Origin of the sequence: Roseomonas sp. USHLN139 (genome assembly GCF_037145735.1) — a bacterium.
In the GTDB taxonomy this organism is placed as follows: Bacteria; Pseudomonadota; Alphaproteobacteria; order Acetobacterales; family Acetobacteraceae; genus Pseudoroseomonas.
Window position 1 is genome coordinate 121,233 of the sequence record NZ_JBBCWY010000007.1, and the last position, 18,964, is coordinate 140,196.

Here is an 18,964-nt window from a genome sequence, read left to right on the forward strand (position 1 = left end):
GCTCAGACCTTCCAGTTGCCGGCGCGGAAGTCCATCGCGAAGGCCGGCGCGGCCTTCCAGCCGATGTCGCGCCGCTTGGCGGTGAAGGTCGCGTTCTGGTGCAGCACGGTATAGGCGGGGTCCTCGCGCTCGCAGATCTCCAGCATGCGGCGGAAGACCTGCTTGCGGCGGGCGCGGTCGGTGGAGGTTTCCAGCTCGACGGAGAGCGTCGTCATCTCGTCGTTGCGCCACTCGCCGACCTGCTGCTGCTGGCCGTTCGGCCCGTGCTGGTTGACGATCGAGGAGACGGGATCGTTGAAGGGGGCGCTGTTCGACCAGTCGCGGACGGCGCGGGTGTTGCTGCGCTCCAGGATCTGCGACCAGTTCTCCTTCATCTCGATCTGCACGTTCAGGCCGACCTGCTTCCACATCTCGACCAGGATCTGCGCCGTCGGCGTCTGGTTGGTGTAGTAGTTGTTCAGCAGGCGATAGGGGATCGGGTCGCCCTTGTAGTTCGCCTCCTTCAGCAGGCGCTGGGCCTCCGCCGGGTCGTATTTCGGCACTTCCCAGTCGGCGACGTACATGTCGCCGTAATAGTCCCATTGCAGGCCGCGCGGCACCACGGTGCGGCCGGCCCAGAGGCTGTCGACGATGGCCTGGCGGTCGATCGCATGGGTGAAGGCGCGGCGGACGCGCGGATCGACCAGCTGCGGGTGGTTCTTGTCGAAGCAGGTCAGGCGGTGGTTGAGGATGGTGCCGCCCTGCACCTCGAAGCGGCGGTCGCCCTCGATGCCCTCGATCTGGTCGGGCGGGATGTCGCAGGCGAACTGCACCTCGCCGGAGCGCAGCATGTTGATGCGCGCCGAGACCTCGGGCACCTCGATGAAGCGGATTTCCTTCAGCGGCGGCCGGCCGCCCCAGTATTCGTCATGCGCGACCAAACGGAGAGATTGATCGGCGCGGAACTCGGCGACCTTGTAGGGGCCGGTCAGGACCGGCTTGCGCGCCCAGTCGAACCAGGTCTCGCATTCGATATAGGCGCGCTTGCTGACGATCTGCGCGCCATAGCGCGACAGCCGGCCTTCCAGCGTCACGTCCGGCGTCGCGTTGTGGAAGCGCACCGTGTACTTGTCGACCACCTCGACGCGCTGCAGCGCCGGGAAGGAGCGGCGCGCCACGGCCGGCACTTCCGCCGGCAGGTCGCGGCCGGCCCGCGTCGGAATGCGGTCGCCGCTGATCTGGATGGTGCGGCCATCGGCCACCGGCAGGGTGTCGCCGAACATCCGCTCCGGGCCGAAGGTGAAGGCCACGTCCTCGGCCGTCATCTCGTCGCCATTGTGGAACTTCACGCCCTGGCGGAGCTTCAGCTCGATGACCTTGTCGGAGAGGCGCGTCCATTCGGTGGCCAGCTCCGGCACCGCCTTCAGGCCGCCCAGCCAGTCGCGGCCGATCAGCCCTTCCCAGAGCGAGGAGAACAGCACGCGCTCGCCCACATTGGACTGCTCGCGCAGCACTTCGAGGGTGTTGGAGTTGCTGATCTTCTGCACCGCGATGGCGATGCTGGGGCGGCGGTCGGCGCCGGCATTCTGCGCGATGGCGAAGCGGGGCAGGGCGGCGCTGGCGCCGAGCGCGCCGGCACCGAGCAGCAGGGAACGACGATGGGACAGCATCAGCTGCGCTCCTCGAGGCCACGGGGCGTGGACCGGAAATGGGTCAGGGTGCGTTCGGCATGGCGCATGCGGTGCGACAGCGCCTTCTGCGCATAGGTCGCGACGGTCGCGGCATGCGCCGGATCGGCGGCCAGGTTGGTGTACTGGTCCGGATCGGCCTTCAGGTCGAAGAGCAGCGGCGGCAGGCCGGAGAAATGGACATATTTCCAGTCCTCGTCCTGCACGACGCAGAGCGAGCAGTCGTCCTTGTCGAGGCCGAGCGCCGTCTCCGGCTGCGAATAATGGATGTCGCGGAAGTCGTATTCGTAGAACAGATGGTCGCGCCAGTCGGCCGGCCTGCCCTGCTGCACCAGCGGCAGCAGCGCGCGGCCGTCGCAGGCGCGCGGCGTGCGGCCGCCGAGCCATTCCAGGATGGTCGGCAGCACGTCGACGCTTTCGGTGAAAGCAGATTCGATGCGGCCGGCCGAATGCGGCGCCTCGGGGTCCTTGATCACCAGCGGGATGCGGAAGCTTTCGTCGTGATAGCCGATCTTGCCCAGCAGGTAGTGATCGCCGAGCTGCTCGCCATGATCCGAGGTGAAGATGATCATGGTGTCATCCCACTGCCCGGTCTGCTCGAGATACTCGAAGACCTTCCCGAGCGCGTCGTCGATCTCGGTCATCAGCCCGGCATAGGTGGCGCGCATCTGCCGGATGCTGGCTTCCGACAGCTCCGTCGCCGCGCCGCCGGCGCCATGGAAGAAGGACCCCTGGCTGATGCCGCGCAGGTAGAAGTCGAGCAGCGGATGCTGGCCGGCCTCCTCCTGCCAGTCGGGCTTGCGCACCGGCGCCGGCATCTCGGCCGGGCTGTACATTCTGTTGTAGGGCTCGGAGGCGATGAAGGGCGGATGCGGCCGCCAGTAGCCCAGATGCAGGAACCAGGGTTTCTCACCTTTCCCCTTGAGGTAGGTGAGGGCCCGCTCCGTGAAATAAGCCGTGTCGGAAAGCTCCGACGGAATGCGCGAGGGGCGATCGGTCGCGCCGGGCACTGAATCCTCGCCCTCCGGCAGCCAGATGTCCTCGCGGTTCTCGGGGAGAGAAAAACCCTTCTGGGCGAGCCAGCCGAAATAGCCGTCCATGCTCGGCTCGAAGGCGCCGACCGCCCGGAAGCCTTCCATCAGGTCGCCCAGGATGGAGAAGCGCGGGTCCTTGCCCGGATTGGCGCGCGGGTCCGGCGTCGTCGTGGTGTAGCCGATCAGCGCCGGGTCATAGCCGATCTGCCGCAGCGCCTTGGCCAGGTTCAGGTGGCGGGCATCCAGCGGGATGGTGTTCTGCACCGCCCGGTGGTTCATCAGATAGAGCCCGGTCAGCAGGCTGGCCCGCGCCGGACCGCAGGGCACGGTGGTGGTGACGTGGTTGCGGAAGGTCACGCCCTCGCGGCACAGCCGGTCCAGATTGGGGGTGCGCAGGAAATCGGCGCCCAGCACGGGCATGAAGTCCGCCCGCCATTGGTCCACCACGATCAGCAACACATTCTTGCGGCGCGCCATATCCAACCTTGTCCCACCGGTTCTGCGATGGGCGGAGCGTTAGACCCCTGGGCTGACAGCGGGATGACAGGCCGGTTGCAGGATCGTGACACCTGCAGGAGGATGCCGTCGCGCCAGCGATGGGCAGCACCGGAGGGGCAGCACCGGCCTTGACGGATACACGCTGCTCCACGACACAATGGCCGATAGCACGCGCCCAAGCGGGAGGATTGCCCCATGCCGCATGACGGTCTTGACCACTCCGATCTGCATGTCGAGCCGCCGGCCGACGGCTGGAAGCATTCCGGTGTCCGCGTCATCCCGGCCGACAGCCTGGACACCAACACCGCCTCCACCCCCGGCATGAACCGGGCGGCGGCGATCAACGCGGCCCGCGTCGGCGCGCAGAAGATCTGGGCTGGCACGGTTCACATCCATGCCAATGCCAAGACCGGCGCGCACCACCATGGCGCGCTGGAAAGCGTGATCTATGTGATCCGCGGCCGCGCCCGCATGCGCTGGGGCGAGAAGCTGGAATTCGTCGCCGAGGCGGGCCCCGGCGACTTCATCTACGTGCCGCCCTATGTGCCGCACCAGGAGATCAACGCCTCGGAGGAGGAGACGCTGGAATGCGTGCTCGTCCGCAGCGACAACGAGGCGGTGGTGGTCAACCTGGATATCGAGCCGGTGGAGAAGCCGGAGAACGTGGCCTGGATCGACCCCATCCATAAGGCTTCGTAAATAAAGGTCGAGCGGTCACGGGTTACGCCTGGCCGAGGTTGCAGCAGCGGCGCGCGCGCCACACATCTGCCGGTATGGCGCCGCGCATCACCACCCTGACCCTGAACCCCACCATCGACCTGGCCTGCCAGGCCGAGAAGGTGCAGCCCGTCCGCAAGATCCGCACCACGGATGAACGCCAGGACCCCGGCGGCGGCGGTGTGAACGTCGCCCGCGTGGTGCAGGAGCTCGGCGGCGAGACGGAGGCGGTGATCCTGGCCGGCGGCGTCACCGGCCATTTCCTGGTCGAGCTGCTGGGCGAGATCGGCCTGCCGCACCGCGCCATCCCGATCGCCGGCCGCACCCGCATCAGCCAGACCGTGCTGGACCGCAGCCTGGGCGAGGAATTCCGCTTCGTCCCCGAAGGCCCCGAGGTCGGCGAGAGCGAGTGGCAGGCGGCGCTGGCGGCGCTGGAGCACCTGCCGGAAGGCGACTGGCTGGTCGCCAGCGGCAGCCTGCCGCGCGGCGTGCCGGAGGATTTTTACGCCCGCGTCGCAGCGATCGCCCGGGCCCGGGGGCTGCATCTGGTGCTGGACAGCTCGGGTCCGGCGTTGCGCGCCGGCATCGGCCAGGGCGTCGCGCTGATCAAGCCGAGCCAGGGCGAGTTCGAGTCGCTGGTCGGCCGCAAGCTGCGCGAGCCGGGCGCCCTGGAGAACGCCGCCGCCGAAGCCATCCGGCAGGGGGCGGCCCGGCTGATCGCCGTGACGCTCGGGCATGAGGGCGCGCTGCTGGCCTCCCCCGAGGGGGTGCTGCGCCTGCCCGCCCTGCCGGTCACCGTGCGCGGCGCGGTCGGCGCCGGCGACAGCTTCGTCGCCGCTATGACCCTGGCGCTGGCGCGCGGCGCGGCGCCGCCCGACGCCTTCGCCTGGGGCATGGCCGCCGGGGCCGCGGCGGTCTCGAATGCCGGCACCGCGCATCCGACCCGGGCCGAGGTCGAAAAATTGAGACGGAAAGTCCAGCTGCCCGCGCGGGCCTGAATCTGATCGCCGTCGCATCGTGCACGAAATCGTGCTATCGGAGCGCCCCTTGGCCCGGTACCGCCGGGCCTCCCCCATTTCCCCGACGATAGGGCTGCCGCTTGCGCCTCCTGAAGCTCCTGTTCCGGCGGGCCTGGCCCGGCCCGCGCGGCGGAGCGGCGGTTCCGACGCCGTGCCGGCAGGTTCCCGAGGCCGAGCTGGCGCTGGCGCGGGAGCGTGACCGGCTGCAGGCGCTGCTGGACGTCAATTCCGACTGGATCTGGGAGGTGGATGCGGCGGGGCGCTACGTCTTCGTCTCGGCCCATGCGGAAGGCCTGCTCGGCTTCCGGCCGGAGCAGATCCTCGGCCGCACCCCCTTCGACTTCATGCCGCCCGCGGAGGCGGAGCGCGTCGGCGCCCTGTTCGCCGATATCCTCGCCCGCCGCGCCCCCTTCTCGGGGCTGCTCAACCGCAACCGCCGCGCCGATGGGCGCGAGGTCGTGCTGGAGACCAGCGGTATCCCGCTGCTGGCGGCCGATGGCACGCTGCTCGGCTATCGCGGCATCGACCGCGACGTGACCGAGCGGGAGGAGAGGGCCGGGCGCATCGCCTATCTCGCCCGTCATGATTCGCTGACCGGCCTGGCCAACCGGCCGGAATTCATGACGCGGCTGGAAGGCCTGCTGGCCGCCGGCCGCCCGGTCGCGCTGCTGCTGCTCGACCTCGACTTCTTCAAGGAGGTGAACGACCAGCTCGGCCATGCCGGCGGCGACGCCCTGCTGCGCCGGGTGGCCGAGCGGATGCGCGAGACCCTTGCGCCGGGCAGCCTCTGCGCCCGGCTGGGCGGCGACGAATTCGCCATCCTGAAGGAAGGCATCGGCGAGGCCGAGGCGATGGCCGCCGCCACCCGGCTCGGCACCGCGCTCTGCGAACCTTACCAGCTGGAGGGGCGCCAGGCGGTGATCGGCGTCAGCCTCGGCCTGGCGCTGGCGCCGCGTCACGCCGGCGGCGCCGAGGCGCTGCTGCGCTGCGCCGACCTCGCCCTCTACCGCGCCAAGGAGGAGGGGCGCGGCGATGTCTGCCTCTACGATGCCGGGCTCGAGGCGCGGCAGCGGGCGAATGACGGCATGGAGGCGGCGCTGCGGCGGGCCCTGGCGGAGGGCGAGATCGATCCGCTCTACCAGCCGGTCTTCGCCGCCGGGACGCGCCGCATGGCCGGCTGCTGCGTGGTGCCGCGCTGGCGCCATCCGCTGCAGGGCGACATCCCGCCCGACACCTTCCTGGCCCTGGCCGACCGCACCGGGCTGGTGCTGCCGCTCGGCGAGATGCTGCTGCGGCGGGGCTGCCAGTCGGCGCTGTCCTGGCCGGCGGCCTGGCGGCTGACGGTCCCCGTCACGCCGGTGCAGCTGCGCGATCCGGGCTTCGTGGAGATGGTCACCCAGCGGCTGGCGGAGAGCGGCCTGCCGCCCGGCCGGCTGGAGATCGCCGTCGGCGAGACGGTGCTGGGCCCGGCCCCCGCCGAGGTGCCGCGTTCGCTGCGCAAGCTGCGCGCCGCCGGCGTCGGCCTGGCGCTCGACCGCTTCGGCGAGGGCCCGACCGCCCTGGCCACCGTCCAGCGTTTCCACTTCGACCGGCTGCGCCTGGCGCCGATGCTGGTGCGCGATGTCGAGCGCGAGCCGGCGGCCAGCCTGGTCGCCGCCATCGCCCTGCTGGGCCGGCGGCTCGGCCTCGGCGTCAGCGCGGTGGGGGTGGAGAGCAAGGCGCAGCTCGACGCCCTGCTGGCCGCCGGCTGCACCGAGCTGCAGGGCCCTGGCCTGGCCGAGGCGGTGGAGGCGGCGGCGCTGCGGCCGCAGCCCTGGCCGCAGCCCGAGCCGGCCCTCCCCCCCGGCCTGGCCGCCGGCTGAGCCCCGCGCCGCGCCGGCTTTTCCACCGGTTTCTTTCGGCCGCTCCCTTGCACGTGAGCAGTGCCGAAGCCTTAATCCGGCGCCCCGGCCCCGCCCCTTCGGCATGGCCGGCAAGGGGAGGAAAAACCCATCATGCGCCCGCTGGCTCTCACCGGCCTCGGCGGCCTCGCTGCCGCCTTTCTGTCCGTCGTCACCCCTGCCGCCGCGCAGCAGCCCTCCGCCGATGCGGTGGCCGCGATCCGCGCGCGCGGCGCGCTGGTCTGCGGCGTGACGCCTTCCACCGTCGGCTTCGCGACGCCGGGCACCGATGGCCGCTTCCGCGGCATCGACGCCGATTACTGCCGCGCCATCGCGACCGCCGTGCTGGGCGACGTGGAGAAGGTGCGCATCGTGCCGACCACGACGCAGCAGCGCTTCACCCAGCTGCAGTCGGGCGACATCGATGTCCTGTCGCGCGTCACCACCTGGACGCTGGGCCGCGAGGCGGCGCTGGGCCTGGTCTTCGTCGGCACCAATGTCTTCGACGGCCAGGGCTTCATGGTGAAGAAGTCGCTCGGCATCAGCTCGGCCAAGGAGCTGAACGGCGCCACCATCTGCATGCAGCCCGGCTCGACCACCGAGCTGAACGCGGCCGACTGGTTCCGCGCCCAGGGGCTGACCATGACGCCGCTGCTGATCGAGGATATCGACGAGGTCCGCAAGGCCTTCTTCTCCGGCCGCTGCGACGCCTACAGCACCGATTCCACCACGCTGGCGGCGCTGCGCTACAACCAGGGCGCCAATGCCGACCAGTTCGTGGTGCTGCCCGAGCTGATCTCGAAGGAGCCGCTGAGCGTCGCCATCCGCAAGGGCGACTGGCGCTTTTCCGATATTGCCCGCTGGACGCACTTTGCTCTGTTGACCGCGGAGGAGCTCGGCCTCACCGCCGCCAATGTCGACCAGCAGGCGGCCAGCACCAATCCGGACGTGCAGCGCTTCATCGGCCGCAGCGGCGACCTCGGCAAGATGCTGGGCCTCGAGCCGGACTGGGCGGTGCGGGTGATCAAGGCCGTCGGCAATTACGGCGAGATCTGGGAGCGCAACCTGGGCCCGATCGGCATCCCGCGCGGCATGAACAACCTGTGGAACAAGGGCGGCCTGCAATACGCCCCGCCGATGCGCTGATTGGCGATGCGCTGATCTGAGACCTGGGCGTCGGTTCAGCCGACGCCCAGCTTGCGGCGTAGCCGGGCCCTGGGGTCGGCCGCCGCCGCGGCGCGCAGCCGGCCCTGCAGCGCCTCGATATAATTCTCCCGCGTCCGCCGGATATGCCGGTCGAGGATCTCCGCCAGGTCCTCGGCGTCATGGCCGCCGAAGAGGGCGACCATCCGCGCATGGTCGGCCAGCGAGCGCGCCGGCTCGCCCGGGCTCAGCACCGCCAGATGGGTGCGCAGCGCCGAGACCCGGCCCAGGCACATGTCATAGGCCTGGGTCAGGTAGCGGTTGCCGCATTGCGCGAAGAAGGCCAGGTGGAAGGCCATGTCGGCCCGGCCATAGCGCTTCATGTCGTCGGCCGCCGCGGCCGCCTGCATCTCGCCCAGCGCGGCGGCGAGCGCCGCCTGGGTCTCGGCCCGGGCCCGTTCGAAGGCCAGGCAGGCCGCCTTCACCTCCAGCATCGAGCGGTATTCGCAGAGCTCGACGATATCCGCCTCGCCCGGGCTGAAGACGAAGGTGCCGGATTTCGGCACCACGCTGACCAGCCCCTGGGTCTGCAGCAGCCGCAGCGCCTCGCGCACCGGCGTGCGGCTGACCCCGAAGGCGGCGGCGAGGGCGTCCTCCGACAGCGCCTCGCCCAGGTCGACATCGGCGGAGATGATGGCGCCGCGGATCCGCTCGGCCAGGCTGGCGCCGAGCGAGGGCGCCCGCTTCGTCTGGTCCGCCATGCGCCACTCCCCCGCTGCCATGCCCCGCCGCCTATTTAAGCGTCGCGCCGTGCCGGGAGCGAGAGGCAGATCAGGCAGCCGATCACCGGGAAGACCGCCAGCGCCAGCAGCGCATAGGTGAAGCTGCCGGTGCTCTCGCGCACCCAGCCCACCAGGGTCGGGCCGAAGAAGCCGCCGAGCTGGGCGAAGCCGTTGATGGCGGCGAGCCCCCCCGCCGCCGCGGCGCCGGTCAGGAACTGCGTCGGCAGCGTCCAGAACACGCCGAGCGTCGCCCAGAGCACGAAGGCGGCGCAGCAGAGCAGGGCAAGGCCGGCGAGCGGCGTCGGCGCGAAGGCGCTGGCGGCCAGGAACAGCCCGCCGAACAGACCGCTCAGTGCCGTGTGCCACTTGCGCTCGCCGGTGCGGTCGGAGTTGCGGGCGATGACGATCAGCCCGATGGCGGCGAAGATGAAGGGGATGGCCGAGACCAGCCCGGTCTGCAGGTTGGAGAGATCGCCGATGCTTTTGACGATCTGCGGCAGCCACAGCACCACGCCATAGATGGCGATGCCGTTGCACATATAGACCAGGGTGAGCAGCCAGACCCGGCGGTCGCGGAAGATGGCGCGGACATCCGCCATGCCGTGGCCGGCGACGGCGCTCTGTTCCTGGCGCAGCTCGGCCATCAGCCAGTCGCGCTCGGCCGGGGTCAGCCAGTGGCGGTCCTGCTCCGGCCGGTCGACCAGGTAGAAGAAGGTGACGATGCCGAGCAGGATGGCCGGCGCGCCCTCCAGCAGGAACATCCACTGCCAGCCGGAGAAGCCGGCGAAGTCGTGCGTGCTGCTGATCAGCCAGCCCGACAGCGGCGCGCCGATCACCGAGGACAGCACGGTGGCCGTCATGAAGCCGGCCACCGCCCGGCCGCGCTCCTTCGCCGGGAACCAGTAGGTCAGATAGAGAAGAATGCCGGGCGCGAAGCCGGCCTCGGCCAGGCCGAGCAGGAAGCGCAGGATGTAGAAGCTCCAGGGCCCGGCGGTGAAGGCCATGGCGCAGGAGACGATGCCCCAGGTCACCATGATCCGGGCGATCCAGATGCGCGGCCCGACCTTGTGCAGGATCAGGTTGCTCGGCACCTCGAAGGCCATGTAGCCGAGGAAGAAGACGCCCGCGCCGATGCCGAAGATGCGCGGCGTCAGCCCCAGCTCCTCGTTCATCTGCAGCGCCGCGAAGCCGACATTCACACGGTCGAGGTAGTTGATGATGAACAGCGCGAAGCAATACAGCACGATCCGCGTGCTGAGCTTCTTCATGGCGCTGGCACGGAGGTCCGGCGGGACCTCCGTCATGGACACGGCACTGGACATTGGTTTCCTCCTCGCGGCCGCCACGGTCGGGTACGCGCGAGGGCAGCGGCGTGGCCGGGCCGCCAGGCGGTGCCGGCCGCGGTTCCTTGGATGTCCTCATGCGCGCCACCCTGTCCCGGGCCGCCTTGGCGCGAAAGCTAGCTGCCTTGCTTCTGGAACACAACAACATGTATCCTAGTTGAAAGCAGAACCGGAGGAAGCCGCCATGACCCCGCCCGCCCCCAGCCTGTCGCCCGATGCCCTGCGCGACGCCGTCGTCCTGGTCACCGGCGGCGCCTCCGGCATCGGCGGCGCCATCGTCGATGCGGTCCTGGCCCATGGCGGCAGGGCCGTGGTCTGGGACCTGCGCGCCCCGGCGGAACGCCGCGACGGCGTCCATGCCGACCAGGTCGATGTCAGCGATGCCGGCGCCGTCGCCGCCGCGACGAAAGCCCTGCCGGCGGCCTTCCGCCCGACCCACCTCGTGAACAATGCCGGCATCATCGGCAAGCGCGTGCCACTGGCCGAGCTCGAGGCCGACGAGATCGACCGCGTCCTGTCGATCAACCTGAAGAGCGTGCTCTACTGCACCCGCGCCTATCTCCAGGCCCGCGCGCCGCATCCGCATGCCTCGATCGTCAACCTCTCCTCGATCGCGGCGCGCACCGGCGGCATGCCGGGCAATGCGCTCTACGCCACGACCAAGGGCGCCATCGCCGCCCTGACCCGCGCCAGCGCCAAGGAGCTGGCCCCGGCGATCCGCGTCAACGCCCTGGCCCCTGGCATTATCGACACGCCGATCCAGCAGGACAGCCTCGGCGACCGCGCGAAGCTGGCCGAGATCGCCCCGATGATCCCGCTGCAGCGGGTGGGCGGGCCCGAGGAAGTGGCGCAGGCTGCGCTCTGGCTGCTGTCCGGCGCCTCCGCCTATGTCACCGCCACCATCCTCGACGTCGCCGGCGGCCGCTGAAGCAAGAAGGGGAGGATCCCGCATGACCGAGACCACGCAAGGCGCCCGCCTGCGCGCTGCCATCGCCACCGGTCGCATCGTCCAGGCGCCCGGCGCGCCGGATTCGCTGACCGCCCGCCTGGTGCAGCGCGCCGGCTTCCCGGCGATCTACATGACCGGGCTCGGCGCCACCGCCAGCCGCCTCGGCACGCCGGATATCGGGCTGCTCAGCCAGACCGAGATGACCGAGCACGCCCGCAACATGACGCGCTGCGTCGGGATCCCGGTGATCGCCGATGCCGATACCGGCTATGGCGGCCCGTCCAACATCCACCGCACGGTGCGCGAATACATCCAGGCCGGCGTCGCCGCCATCCACCTGGAGGACCAGGTGGCGCCGAAGCGCTGCGGCCAGCTCGCCGGCATCCGCCTGGTCGACGCGGATGAAAGCGCCGCCCGCCTGCGCTGCGCCGTCGAGGCCCGCGGCACCGCCGACATGATGATCATCGGCCGCACCGACGCGCTGGGCGCCGCCGGCATGGAGGAGGCGCTGCGCCGGGCGCGACTCTACCAGGAGACCGGCGTCGACCTGGTCTTTGTCGACGGCATCAAGAAGATCGCCGAGATCGAGGCCGTGGCGAAAGCCATCCCTGGTCCGAAGGTGGTCTCGATCGTTGACGGCACCGAGACGGTCGCGCTCTCCGCTGACGATTTGCAGGCGATGGGCTTCTCCGTCGTGCTCTACGCCGTCAGCACGCTGTTCTCGGCGGCGAAGGCGATCAGCGAGACTTTGTCCGTGCTGAAAGCCGCCGGGACGCCGAAAGACCGGGCCGGGGCGATGATCTCCTACGGGGAATTCTGCGAGATCGTCGATCTGCCGGTTCATCAGCAGTGGGCGGATAAGTTTGGAGGATAGACAGGCAGGTTGAAGGTCGGGGGAATGAATTCCCCCGAGCCCCCTTCTTCTTTCTGTTCTGTCGGCGGTTGAGAGCACAGTCGCATCGCGGCGGGACGCATCATCATGAAATAGCGCATCTTCAGAGGTTGCGCTGACGCGGGGCCGTGGCGCGTACTGTCTCCACGTGGACATGGCAATCTGACAGAAAGAAGAAGGGGTCCAGGGGAATTCATTCCCCTGGCCTGCCCCTATCTGCTGCGCACCACCGCCTGCAGCCCGCCCGCGCGCCCCACCACATGCATCGCCACCTCGCCATCCACCCGCTGCAGGGCGATGTCGAGATGCCCATGGTTCAGCGTCACATTGCGCAGCGTCAGGCTCTGCAGGAAGCGCGGCAGCACCGGCTTGTCGAAATCCACCGTGCTGCCGGCGGGATCGAAGCCGAGGCCGAGGCAGGCGCGCAGCAGCGCGAACGGCGTGGTCGCCGCCCAGGCCTGCGGCGCGCAGGCCACCGGATAGAGCGTCGGGCCTTCGCCGGCGCGGCGCGGGAAGCCGCAGAACAGCTCGGGCAGCCGGCGCTGCTCGGCGGCGGAGGCGGCGTCGAAGATCGCGGTGAAGACCCGCGCGGCCTCGGCATGCAGCCCGTAGCGCGCGAAGCCCTCGGCGATCAGCGCATTGTCGTGCGGCCAGACCGAGCCATTGTGGTAGCTCATCGGATTGTAGCGCACCTCGCCCGAGGCCAGCGTGCGGATGCCCCAGCCGGAGAAATGCGACGGGTCGAGCAGCGTCTGCGCCAGGCGGGGCGCGCGTTCCGGCAGGGCGATGCCGGCAAAGAGCGCGTGCCCGGCATTCGAGGCGCGCACCCGGCAGGGCTGCTTCTGGCCATCCAGCGCCAGCACATAGGTGCCGAGCTGCTCGTCCCAGAAGGCGGCGTCGAACTTCCGGCGGAGTTCCTCGGCGCGGGCTTCCAGGGCGGCGGCGCGCTCGCCCTCGCCGAAGCGGATCAGGATGCGGGCGGCGGCGCGCCAGGCGGCATAGGCATAGGCCTGCAGCTCGACCAGCGCGATTGGGCCCTCGGCCATGCGGCCATCGGCATGCGAGATGGCGTCGTGGCTGTCCTTCCAGCCCTGGTTCAGCAGCCCGTCGGCGCGCTTGCGGCTGTATTCCTGGAAGCCGTCGCCGTCGCTGTCGCCATACTGGTCGATCCAGGCCAGCGCCGCCTCGATGTTCGGCCACAGCGCCTTCAGCGTGGCGACATCGCCGCTGCGGTCCAGATAGGCGCCGGCCAGCATGACGAAGAGCAGCGTCGCATCGGCGCTGCCATAGTAGCGGCGGAACGGCACCTCGCCGAGGATCGCCATCTCGCCCTGCCGCGTCTCGTGCAGGATCTTGCCCGGCTCGGCCTCGGTTGCCGGGTCGAGCGTGGTGGCCTGGTTGGCGGCCAGGAAGCCCAGCACGCCGCGCGCCAGCGACGGGTCGTACCAGAGGGTGTGCAGGGCGGCGATCAGCGCGTCGCGGCCGAAGGCGGTGCTGTACCAGGGGATGCCGGCATAGGGGTAGGGGCCCTGCGGCGTCTCGGTGGTCAGCATGGTCAGGTCGGCGCCGGCGCGCTTCATCGCCTCGTTGAAGATGTCGTTGCTGCTCTCGATCCGGGCATGGCGCGCGACATGGCGGCGCAGCCAGCGGCGGCCATCGCGCAGCGCCTGGCCGAAGGCGATGCGCGGGCTGCAGGGCGCGGCGCTTCCCGCGCAGCGGATCTCGATGAACAGCGCCCGCCGGCCGCCGGCCGGGATGTCCACCAGGTAGCTGGCCTGGTTGCCGGCCAGCCGGTCCGGCGCCGGGTCGAAGCGCAGCCTGGTCTCCCGGCGCTGCCCGTCGAGGCCGGTATAGGCCAGGGTGACCGCGTCGCGCTCCAGCAGCGGCGGGTGCATCTGGCCGCGCGCCGGGCGACGGGCACCGCGCGCCTCGAACAGGTCGGCGAAATCGGCGGCGAAGGACAGGTCGAGCCGGACGCGATGGGCGACCCGGTCGAAATTGCGGATCGCCAGCCGCTCGAACCAGGCGCCCTGGAACAGGAAGCGGCTGCGGCGCAGGTGCAGCCGGTCGTCCGGCACCGGGGCGGCGCCGGGCTCGGCCGGCGGCAGGCTCGGATTGGTCAGGTCGCAGCCGAGCGCCGCGTTGTTCTCCAGCAGCGCGGCGCTCAGCAGCATCGGCCGGGTGCCGTTCAGCCGCAGCGCGAAGCGCGACAGGTGGCGGGTGTCGCCGTGATACAGCCCGGCGGCGCCGCCCGGCAGCTCCCCCGCATGGTCGGCCAGCGCGAAGCTGTCGCCGAATTTCAGCGTGGTGGTCCGCCCCTCCTGCAGCGAGGCGGTGGCGGCGACCGGGAAGCCGGGCTCGTCCAGGGGGGGCCCTTCGGCGGGGGTCAGGTCCATGCCGCGTCTCCTGCGTCGTCGTCCCCCTTATCCCTCGGGATGCGTCACCGCCGGGTCAAGCCCATGCGGCATCACGGAAATTCATGCTGAAGCTCTCGCTGATGCATCCGGGTGACACATCGTCACCCTCTGTCGCGCCGAGGCCCCGGAACCGACAAATTCCGGCCAATTTTAACTTCTCTACTGCTATCACGAAAACGCGAGGAGCCGGGGAGCCCCCGGCCGTCCGCGGGAAACAAGGTCCCAAGGACCGGAAGCGGGGAGACCGAGCACATGGTGGCGGGAGCGGACTGGTGGCGCGGCGCGGTGCTGTATCAGGTCTATCCGCGCAGCTTCGCGGACAGCAATGGCGACGGGATCGGCGACCTGCCGGGCATCGAGCGGCATCTGGACCACATCGCCGCCCTCGGCGTCGATGCCATCTGGGTCTGCCCCTTCTACGCCTCGCCCGGCCGCGACTTCGGCTATGACGTCGCCGACCACCTGGCGGTCGATCCGCAATTCGGCACGCTGGAGGATTTCGACCGGCTGCTCGCCGCGGCGCATGCGCGCGGGCTGAAGCTGCTGGTCGACCTGGTGGGCGGCCATACCTCCGACCAGCATCCCTGGTTCCGCCGCAGCCGCACCGGGACCGCGGCGCCCGAGGCCGACTGGTATGTCTGGGCCGATCCCGCGCCGGACGGCACGCCCCCGAACAACTGGCTGAGCGTCTTCGGCGGCAGCGCCTGGACCTGGGAGCCGCGGCGGCGCCAGTACTACCTGCACCATTTCCTCTCGACCCAGCCCAGCCTGAACCTGCACAACCCGGCGGCGCTCGACGCCCTGCTGGCGGTCGGCGAGTTCTGGCTGAAGCGCGGCGTCGACGGCTTCCGCCTCGATGCGGTGGACTTCCTGGCGCATGACCCGGCGCTGGCGTCCAACCCGGCCCGCCCCTTCGCCGGCCCGACGCCGGCCAAGCTGTTCGGCCTGCAGACCCATCAGCACGACATGCTGCACCCGGGCATCGACCATGTCCTGGCCCGCATCCGCCAGCTCACCGACCGCTACCCCGGCACCACCACCCTGGGCGAAGTGTCGAGCCAGGACGGCGCCTTCGACCGCGTCCGCCGCTACAGCAGCGGCGACCGCCACCTGCACATGGCCTATACCCTGCGCCCGCTGCGCGGCGGCTTCGACCACGCCATCGCCGCCGCCCTGATCGCCGAGGCCGATGGCCATGCCGAGGGCGAAGGCTGGCCCTGCTGGTCCTTCTCCAACCACGATGTCGAGCGCGCCGTCACCCGCTGGAACCCCGCTGGCCGCGACGCTGCGCCCGATCCGCGCTTCGCCCGCCTGCTGGTGGCCCTGCTGCTGTCGATGCGCGGCAGCCTCTGCCTCTACCAGGGCGAGGAGCTCGGCCTGCCGGAGGCGGAGCTCACCTATGAGCAGATCCGCGACCCCTTCGGCCTGACCTACTGGCCGGAATTCCGCGGCCGCGACGGCAGCCGCACGCCGATGCCCTGGCAGGCCGGGGCGCCCGAGGCCGGCTTCACCACCGGCACCCCCTGGCTGCCGGTGCCCGCCTCGCACCGCGCGCTGGCCGTCGACCGGCAGGCGGGCGACGCGGGCAGCCTGCTCGGCCTCTGGCGCCAAGCGCTGGCCTTCCGCCGGGCGCATCCCGCCCTGGTGCGCGGCGGCCAGCAGCGGCTCGACCTGCCGGCGCCACTGCTCGGCCTGGTGCGCGACTATGCCGGGCAGCGGATCGTCGCGCTGTTCAACCTCTCGGACGCGCCGCAGCGCTGCGCCCTGGACGCCGGGACGGTCCTCGGGCCGGATTTCGGGGGCAGCATCGACCAGGGCCAGGCCCAGCTGCCGCCCTATGGCGCGCTCTTCGCCACGCTGGAAACGGCGGACGCCATCGTCAGGAAGGCCGAGAAAGTCTGAAAAGGCCGGGGGAAGGAATTCCCCCGCGCAAACGTATACGTTTGCGCCTATCTTTCTTCTGTCTGTGCTGCCGCGCGCCCTATCCGGGCGTGGGACACTTCACTCGAACAGCGAGAACAGCTGGCGGTCGGTGTCGGACAGGGGCTGCACGACAGCCCGCTCCGGCATCTCCCAGATGATCAGCTTCGGCGGCGTGTCGCGGAACGCCTCGCTGGCGAAATAGGCCGCCGCCGCGCCCGAGAAGGCGCCGCCTGCCTGGCCGTAATTCACCACCGTGCTCTCCAGCGCCTGCTGCAGCCGGCCATGGAAATTGGCGTTCAGCGAGAAGGACGAGCCCAGCAGCACGATCTCCGGCGCCGGCGTCTCGTCGAGCAGCCCGCCGCCACCCGAATCCGCGCCGCCGCCCACCGCCGCGGTGCTCTCCACCATCTGCCGGTCCGGCTGCGGCCGGGCCCAGGCGGCCATCCAGCCCGGCAGCTGGTCCAGGCTCATCAGCCGCAGCAGGTCGCCCGGGCCGTTGCTCTCGGTATCGGCCGAGGTGGTGGCGAAATGCTCGCCGCGGGTCAGCAGCGGGGCAGGGGCCATCCCGCCGACCGCGATGGCGATCGCCTCTGCCGCCGCCGCGGCACCCGGCTGGTTCCAGTGGGTGTCGGTGCGCCAGAAGGCCGGGTCCGGGCCGCGCAGCGGCGCCAGCAGCGGCACCAGCGTCACCGGCTGCGGCCGCAGCGCTGCCAGGAAGGCGTCGTAGCGCGCCTCCGCCTGCGCCGCGCGCGGCGCGCCGCAGAGATGCTCCGGATGCCGCCGCGCCTTGTCCGGCACCACGGCGACCAGCAGCGCGATGTCGCGCTGCGCCAGCCGGCCGGCGATGCGGCCGATGGCGGCGGCGCGCGCTTCCATATGGGCCGCGGCCTCCGGCCAGGGGCGCAGCTCCTCGGTCAGGTAGAGCCAGTCGTCGCAGCCGACCCTGAGCTGCGGCCCGCCGGAGCCGAACACCCCCCAGCGCAGCACCCCGCCGGCGGCGCGCAGCGCCCCATCCGCCGGCAGCAGATGCGCCAGCACGTGGTTCACCGCGGCGGTGGTGCGGCCTTCCAGCAGGGCTGGCAGCGTCAGCACCGGGCGCAGCCGGTTCTGCGCGCTGGTGGTCGACAGCGCCGCCAGCCCCTGCCAGGCCCCGAGCGCCAGCAGCAGCGCGGCCGCCACCCCCTGGATGGCACCGGCGCGCCGCATCCAGGGCTGCGCGATCTTGGGCGGTCCGGTCTCGGCCTCGGTCATGGCGGCCTCAGAACTGGAAATAGAGGAAGGGCACGGCGGCGCGGCTGTAGAGCAGCACGATGCCGAGCAGGAAGGCCAGCAGCGGCGCCACCGTCCAGGGCAGCCGCCAGAAGGGGCCGAGCTCGGCGGCCGGCTTCAGGAAGGGCAGGCGCCCGCGCAGCAGCGGCAGATAGACGAAGCTCAGGCCGACCAGGATGCAGATCCACTGGTCCGGCGTCACCTGCCAGGCCAGCTCGTCCGACAGGCCGGTGCCGTGCAGCCCGATCATACCGCCATACATCCGCCCGGCGCTGGGCAGGTCGGGCGCGCGGAAGACCACCCAGCCCAGCAGCACGGCGAGGAAGGTGATGGCATGGCCGAGGATCCAGGGCATCGCCGCATGCCCCATCCGCCAGTGCCGGTGCGCCACCAGCAGCGCCCCCTGCCAGGCGCCCCAGGCGATGAAGGTCCAGTTGGCGCCGTGCCAGAAGCCGCCGATCAGCATGGTCAGGAACAGGTTGACCGAGGTGCGCGTCTGCCCCTGCCGGCTGCCGCCCAGCGGGATGTAGAGATAGTCGCGCAGGAAGCGGCCCAGCGTCATGTGCCAGCGCTGCCAGAAGGCCTGGATCGAGCCCGCCAGATAGGGGTTGTCGAAATTCTCCGGGAAGCGGAAGCCGATCATCAGCGCCAGGCCGATGGCCATGGCCGAATAGCCGGCGAAGTCGAAGAACAGCTGCAGCGTATAGGCCAGCGCGCCGGCCCAGGCGTCGACCAGGGTCGGCGCCGCCAGGTGGAAGACCGAATCCACCATCGGGCTGATCGTGTCGGCCAGCACCACCTTCATGGCGAAGCCGATCATGAAGCGCCGCGCGCCCATGCCGAACTGCGCCCAGGAATACTGCCGGACCACCAGCTCGTTCTTGATCTCGGCATAGCGGACGATGGGGCCGGCGATCAGCTGCGAGAAGATCGCCTTGTAGGTGGCATAGCCCAGGAAGCTGTGGCTGACCGGGACGGTGCCGCGGCGGATGTCGACCAGGTAGCTGACCGATTGCAGCACGTAGAAGGACAGGCCGATCGGCAGCGCGATCTCGGTCCAGCCCATCCGCCCGAGGCCCAGCCCGTCGAGCAGCATGTTGAAGCTGTCGACGCCGAAATTGGCGTATTTGAAATAGCCCAGCGTCGCCAGGTTGCCGACCAGGCCGAACTGCATCCAGCGCTTGGCCAGGGGGCCCTGGGCGCCGGCCTTCTCCATGGCGCGGGCGACCAGGAAGGTGAACAGCGTGACGCCCAGCAGCAGCGCCAGGAAGTCGAGCCGCCACCAGGCGTAGAAGCCCCAGCTCAGCAGCAGGACGGGCAAGTTGCGCCAGCGCTGCGGCGTCAGGAAATAGGCCGCGAAGAACAGCGGCAGGAACAGGCACAGGAATTCGAAGGAGGCGAAGATCATGCCTGCCTCACCTCACTTCGGCC

14 protein-coding genes are annotated in these 18,964 nt (G+C 70.6%); 7 read left to right on the plus strand and 7 right to left on the minus strand.

Annotation, left to right across the window (positions count from 1 at the left end; translation table 11 throughout):
• Nucleotides 1-2 precede the first annotated feature (2 nt).
• Complete coding sequence (locus tag WFI16_RS18930; RefSeq protein WP_419899412.1) at nucleotides 3-1,649, minus strand: ABC transporter substrate-binding protein; 1,647 nt, start codon at nucleotides 1,647-1,649, stop codon at nucleotides 3-5.
• Complete coding sequence (gene pehA, locus WFI16_RS18935) at nucleotides 1,649-3,178, minus strand: phosphoric/sulfuric ester hydrolase PehA (RefSeq protein WP_419899413.1); 1,530 nt, start codon at nucleotides 3,176-3,178, stop codon at nucleotides 1,649-1,651. The genes WFI16_RS18930 and pehA overlap by 1 nt, the downstream gene beginning before the upstream one ends.
• A 216-nt stretch (nucleotides 3,179-3,394) precedes the next feature.
• Between pehA and WFI16_RS18940 the strand changes: the two genes are divergently transcribed.
• The 4 genes from WFI16_RS18940 to WFI16_RS18955 all read left to right on the plus strand — a co-directional run bounded on the left by WFI16_RS18940 (nucleotide 3,395) and on the right by WFI16_RS18955 (nucleotide 7,961).
• Nucleotides 3,395-3,898, plus strand: coding sequence for a cupin domain-containing protein (locus tag WFI16_RS18940; RefSeq protein WP_419899414.1), 504 nt, complete (start codon nucleotides 3,395-3,397; stop codon nucleotides 3,896-3,898).
• Nucleotides 3,899-3,972: 74 nt separating this feature from the next.
• The gene (locus WFI16_RS18945) at nucleotides 3,973-4,914 is read left to right on the plus strand and encodes a 1-phosphofructokinase family hexose kinase (RefSeq protein WP_419899415.1); all 942 of its coding nucleotides are present in this window, start codon (nucleotides 3,973-3,975) and stop codon (nucleotides 4,912-4,914) included.
• A gap of 101 nt (nucleotides 4,915-5,015) precedes the next feature.
• Complete coding sequence (locus WFI16_RS18950) at nucleotides 5,016-6,797, plus strand: putative bifunctional diguanylate cyclase/phosphodiesterase (RefSeq protein WP_419899416.1); 1,782 nt, start codon at nucleotides 5,016-5,018, stop codon at nucleotides 6,795-6,797.
• Nucleotides 6,798-6,929: 132 nt separating this feature from the next.
• Nucleotides 6,930-7,961: an amino acid ABC transporter substrate-binding protein gene (locus tag WFI16_RS18955; protein WP_419899417.1), complete on the plus strand. Its 1,032-nt coding sequence runs from the start codon at nucleotides 6,930-6,932 to the stop codon at nucleotides 7,959-7,961.
• 35 nt (nucleotides 7,962-7,996) lie between these two features.
• On the opposite strand, the gene WFI16_RS18960 is transcribed toward WFI16_RS18955, so the two are convergent.
• Nucleotides 7,997-8,719 carry a GntR family transcriptional regulator gene (locus tag WFI16_RS18960; RefSeq protein ID WP_419899418.1) on the minus strand — a complete coding sequence of 241 codons (723 nt, stop codon included), beginning with the start codon at nucleotides 8,717-8,719 and terminating at the stop codon, nucleotides 7,997-7,999.
• A 35-nt stretch (nucleotides 8,720-8,754) separates the two neighbouring features.
• Nucleotides 8,755-10,062 (minus strand): MFS transporter, encoded by a 1,308-nt coding sequence (locus WFI16_RS18965; protein ID WP_419899419.1) that lies wholly within the window; start codon nucleotides 10,060-10,062, stop codon nucleotides 8,755-8,757.
• 205 nt (nucleotides 10,063-10,267) lie between these two features.
• On the opposite strand from WFI16_RS18965, the gene WFI16_RS18970 reads away from it, so the two are divergent.
• Nucleotides 10,268-11,011, plus strand: coding sequence for an SDR family NAD(P)-dependent oxidoreductase (locus WFI16_RS18970; protein ID WP_419899420.1), 744 nt, complete (start codon nucleotides 10,268-10,270; stop codon nucleotides 11,009-11,011).
• A 22-nt stretch (nucleotides 11,012-11,033) separates the two neighbouring features.
• A complete protein-coding gene (locus tag WFI16_RS18975; protein ID WP_419899421.1) occupies nucleotides 11,034-11,906 on the plus strand; it encodes an isocitrate lyase/PEP mutase family protein in 873 nt (290 codons plus the stop codon).
• Nucleotides 11,907-12,136: 230 nt separating this feature from the next.
• Here WFI16_RS18975 and WFI16_RS18980 read toward each other — a convergent pair whose 3' ends face one another.
• Complete coding sequence (locus tag WFI16_RS18980; protein ID WP_419899422.1) at nucleotides 12,137-14,320, minus strand: amylo-alpha-1,6-glucosidase; 2,184 nt, start codon at nucleotides 14,318-14,320, stop codon at nucleotides 12,137-12,139.
• A gap of 273 nt (nucleotides 14,321-14,593) precedes the next feature.
• Here WFI16_RS18980 and WFI16_RS18985 point away from each other — a divergent pair, with 273 nt between their 5' ends.
• Nucleotides 14,594-16,243: an alpha-amylase family glycosyl hydrolase gene (locus WFI16_RS18985; RefSeq protein ID WP_419899423.1), complete on the plus strand. Its 1,650-nt coding sequence runs from the start codon at nucleotides 14,594-14,596 to the stop codon at nucleotides 16,241-16,243.
• Nucleotides 16,244-16,342: 99 nt separating this feature from the next.
• Here WFI16_RS18985 and WFI16_RS18990 read toward each other — a convergent pair whose 3' ends face one another.
• Nucleotides 16,343-17,515 carry an alginate O-acetyltransferase AlgX-related protein gene (locus WFI16_RS18990; protein ID WP_419899424.1) on the minus strand — a complete coding sequence of 391 codons (1,173 nt, stop codon included), beginning with the start codon at nucleotides 17,513-17,515 and terminating at the stop codon, nucleotides 16,343-16,345.
• 7 nt (nucleotides 17,516-17,522) lie between these two features.
• Nucleotides 17,523-18,941, minus strand: coding sequence for an MBOAT family O-acyltransferase (locus WFI16_RS18995; RefSeq protein WP_419899425.1), 1,419 nt, complete (start codon nucleotides 18,939-18,941; stop codon nucleotides 17,523-17,525).
• Nucleotides 18,942-18,964 lie beyond the last annotated feature (23 nt).

Excerpts from the sequence above, each read along its gene's own strand:
- WFI16_RS18930 (WP_419899412.1), bottom strand. The coding sequence starts at position 1,649 with ATGCTGTCCCATCGTCGTTCCCTGCTGCTCGGTGCCGGCGCGCTCGGC.
- pehA (WP_419899413.1), bottom strand. The coding sequence starts at position 3,178 with ATGGCGCGCCGCAAGAATGTGTTGCTGATCGTGGTGGACCAATGGCGG.
- WFI16_RS18940 (WP_419899414.1), top strand. The coding sequence starts at position 3,395 with ATGCCGCATGACGGTCTTGACCACTCCGATCTGCATGTCGAGCCGCCG.
- WFI16_RS18945 (WP_419899415.1), top strand. The coding sequence starts at position 3,973 with ATGGCGCCGCGCATCACCACCCTGACCCTGAACCCCACCATCGACCTG.
- WFI16_RS18955 (WP_419899417.1), top strand. The coding sequence starts at position 6,930 with ATGCGCCCGCTGGCTCTCACCGGCCTCGGCGGCCTCGCTGCCGCCTTT.
- WFI16_RS18960 (WP_419899418.1), bottom strand. The coding sequence starts at position 8,719 with ATGGCGGACCAGACGAAGCGGGCGCCCTCGCTCGGCGCCAGCCTGGCC.
- WFI16_RS18965 (WP_419899419.1), bottom strand. The coding sequence starts at position 10,062 with ATGTCCAGTGCCGTGTCCATGACGGAGGTCCCGCCGGACCTCCGTGCC.
- WFI16_RS18970 (WP_419899420.1), top strand. The coding sequence starts at position 10,268 with ATGACCCCGCCCGCCCCCAGCCTGTCGCCCGATGCCCTGCGCGACGCC.
- WFI16_RS18975 (WP_419899421.1), top strand. The coding sequence starts at position 11,034 with ATGACCGAGACCACGCAAGGCGCCCGCCTGCGCGCTGCCATCGCCACC.
- WFI16_RS18980 (WP_419899422.1), bottom strand. The coding sequence starts at position 14,320 with ATGGACCTGACCCCCGCCGAAGGGCCCCCCCTGGACGAGCCCGGCTTC.
- WFI16_RS18985 (WP_419899423.1), top strand. The coding sequence starts at position 14,594 with ATGGTGGCGGGAGCGGACTGGTGGCGCGGCGCGGTGCTGTATCAGGTC.
- WFI16_RS18990 (WP_419899424.1), bottom strand. The coding sequence starts at position 17,515 with ATGACCGAGGCCGAGACCGGACCGCCCAAGATCGCGCAGCCCTGGATG.
- WFI16_RS18995 (WP_419899425.1), bottom strand. The coding sequence starts at position 18,941 with ATGATCTTCGCCTCCTTCGAATTCCTGTGCCTGTTCCTGCCGCTGTTC.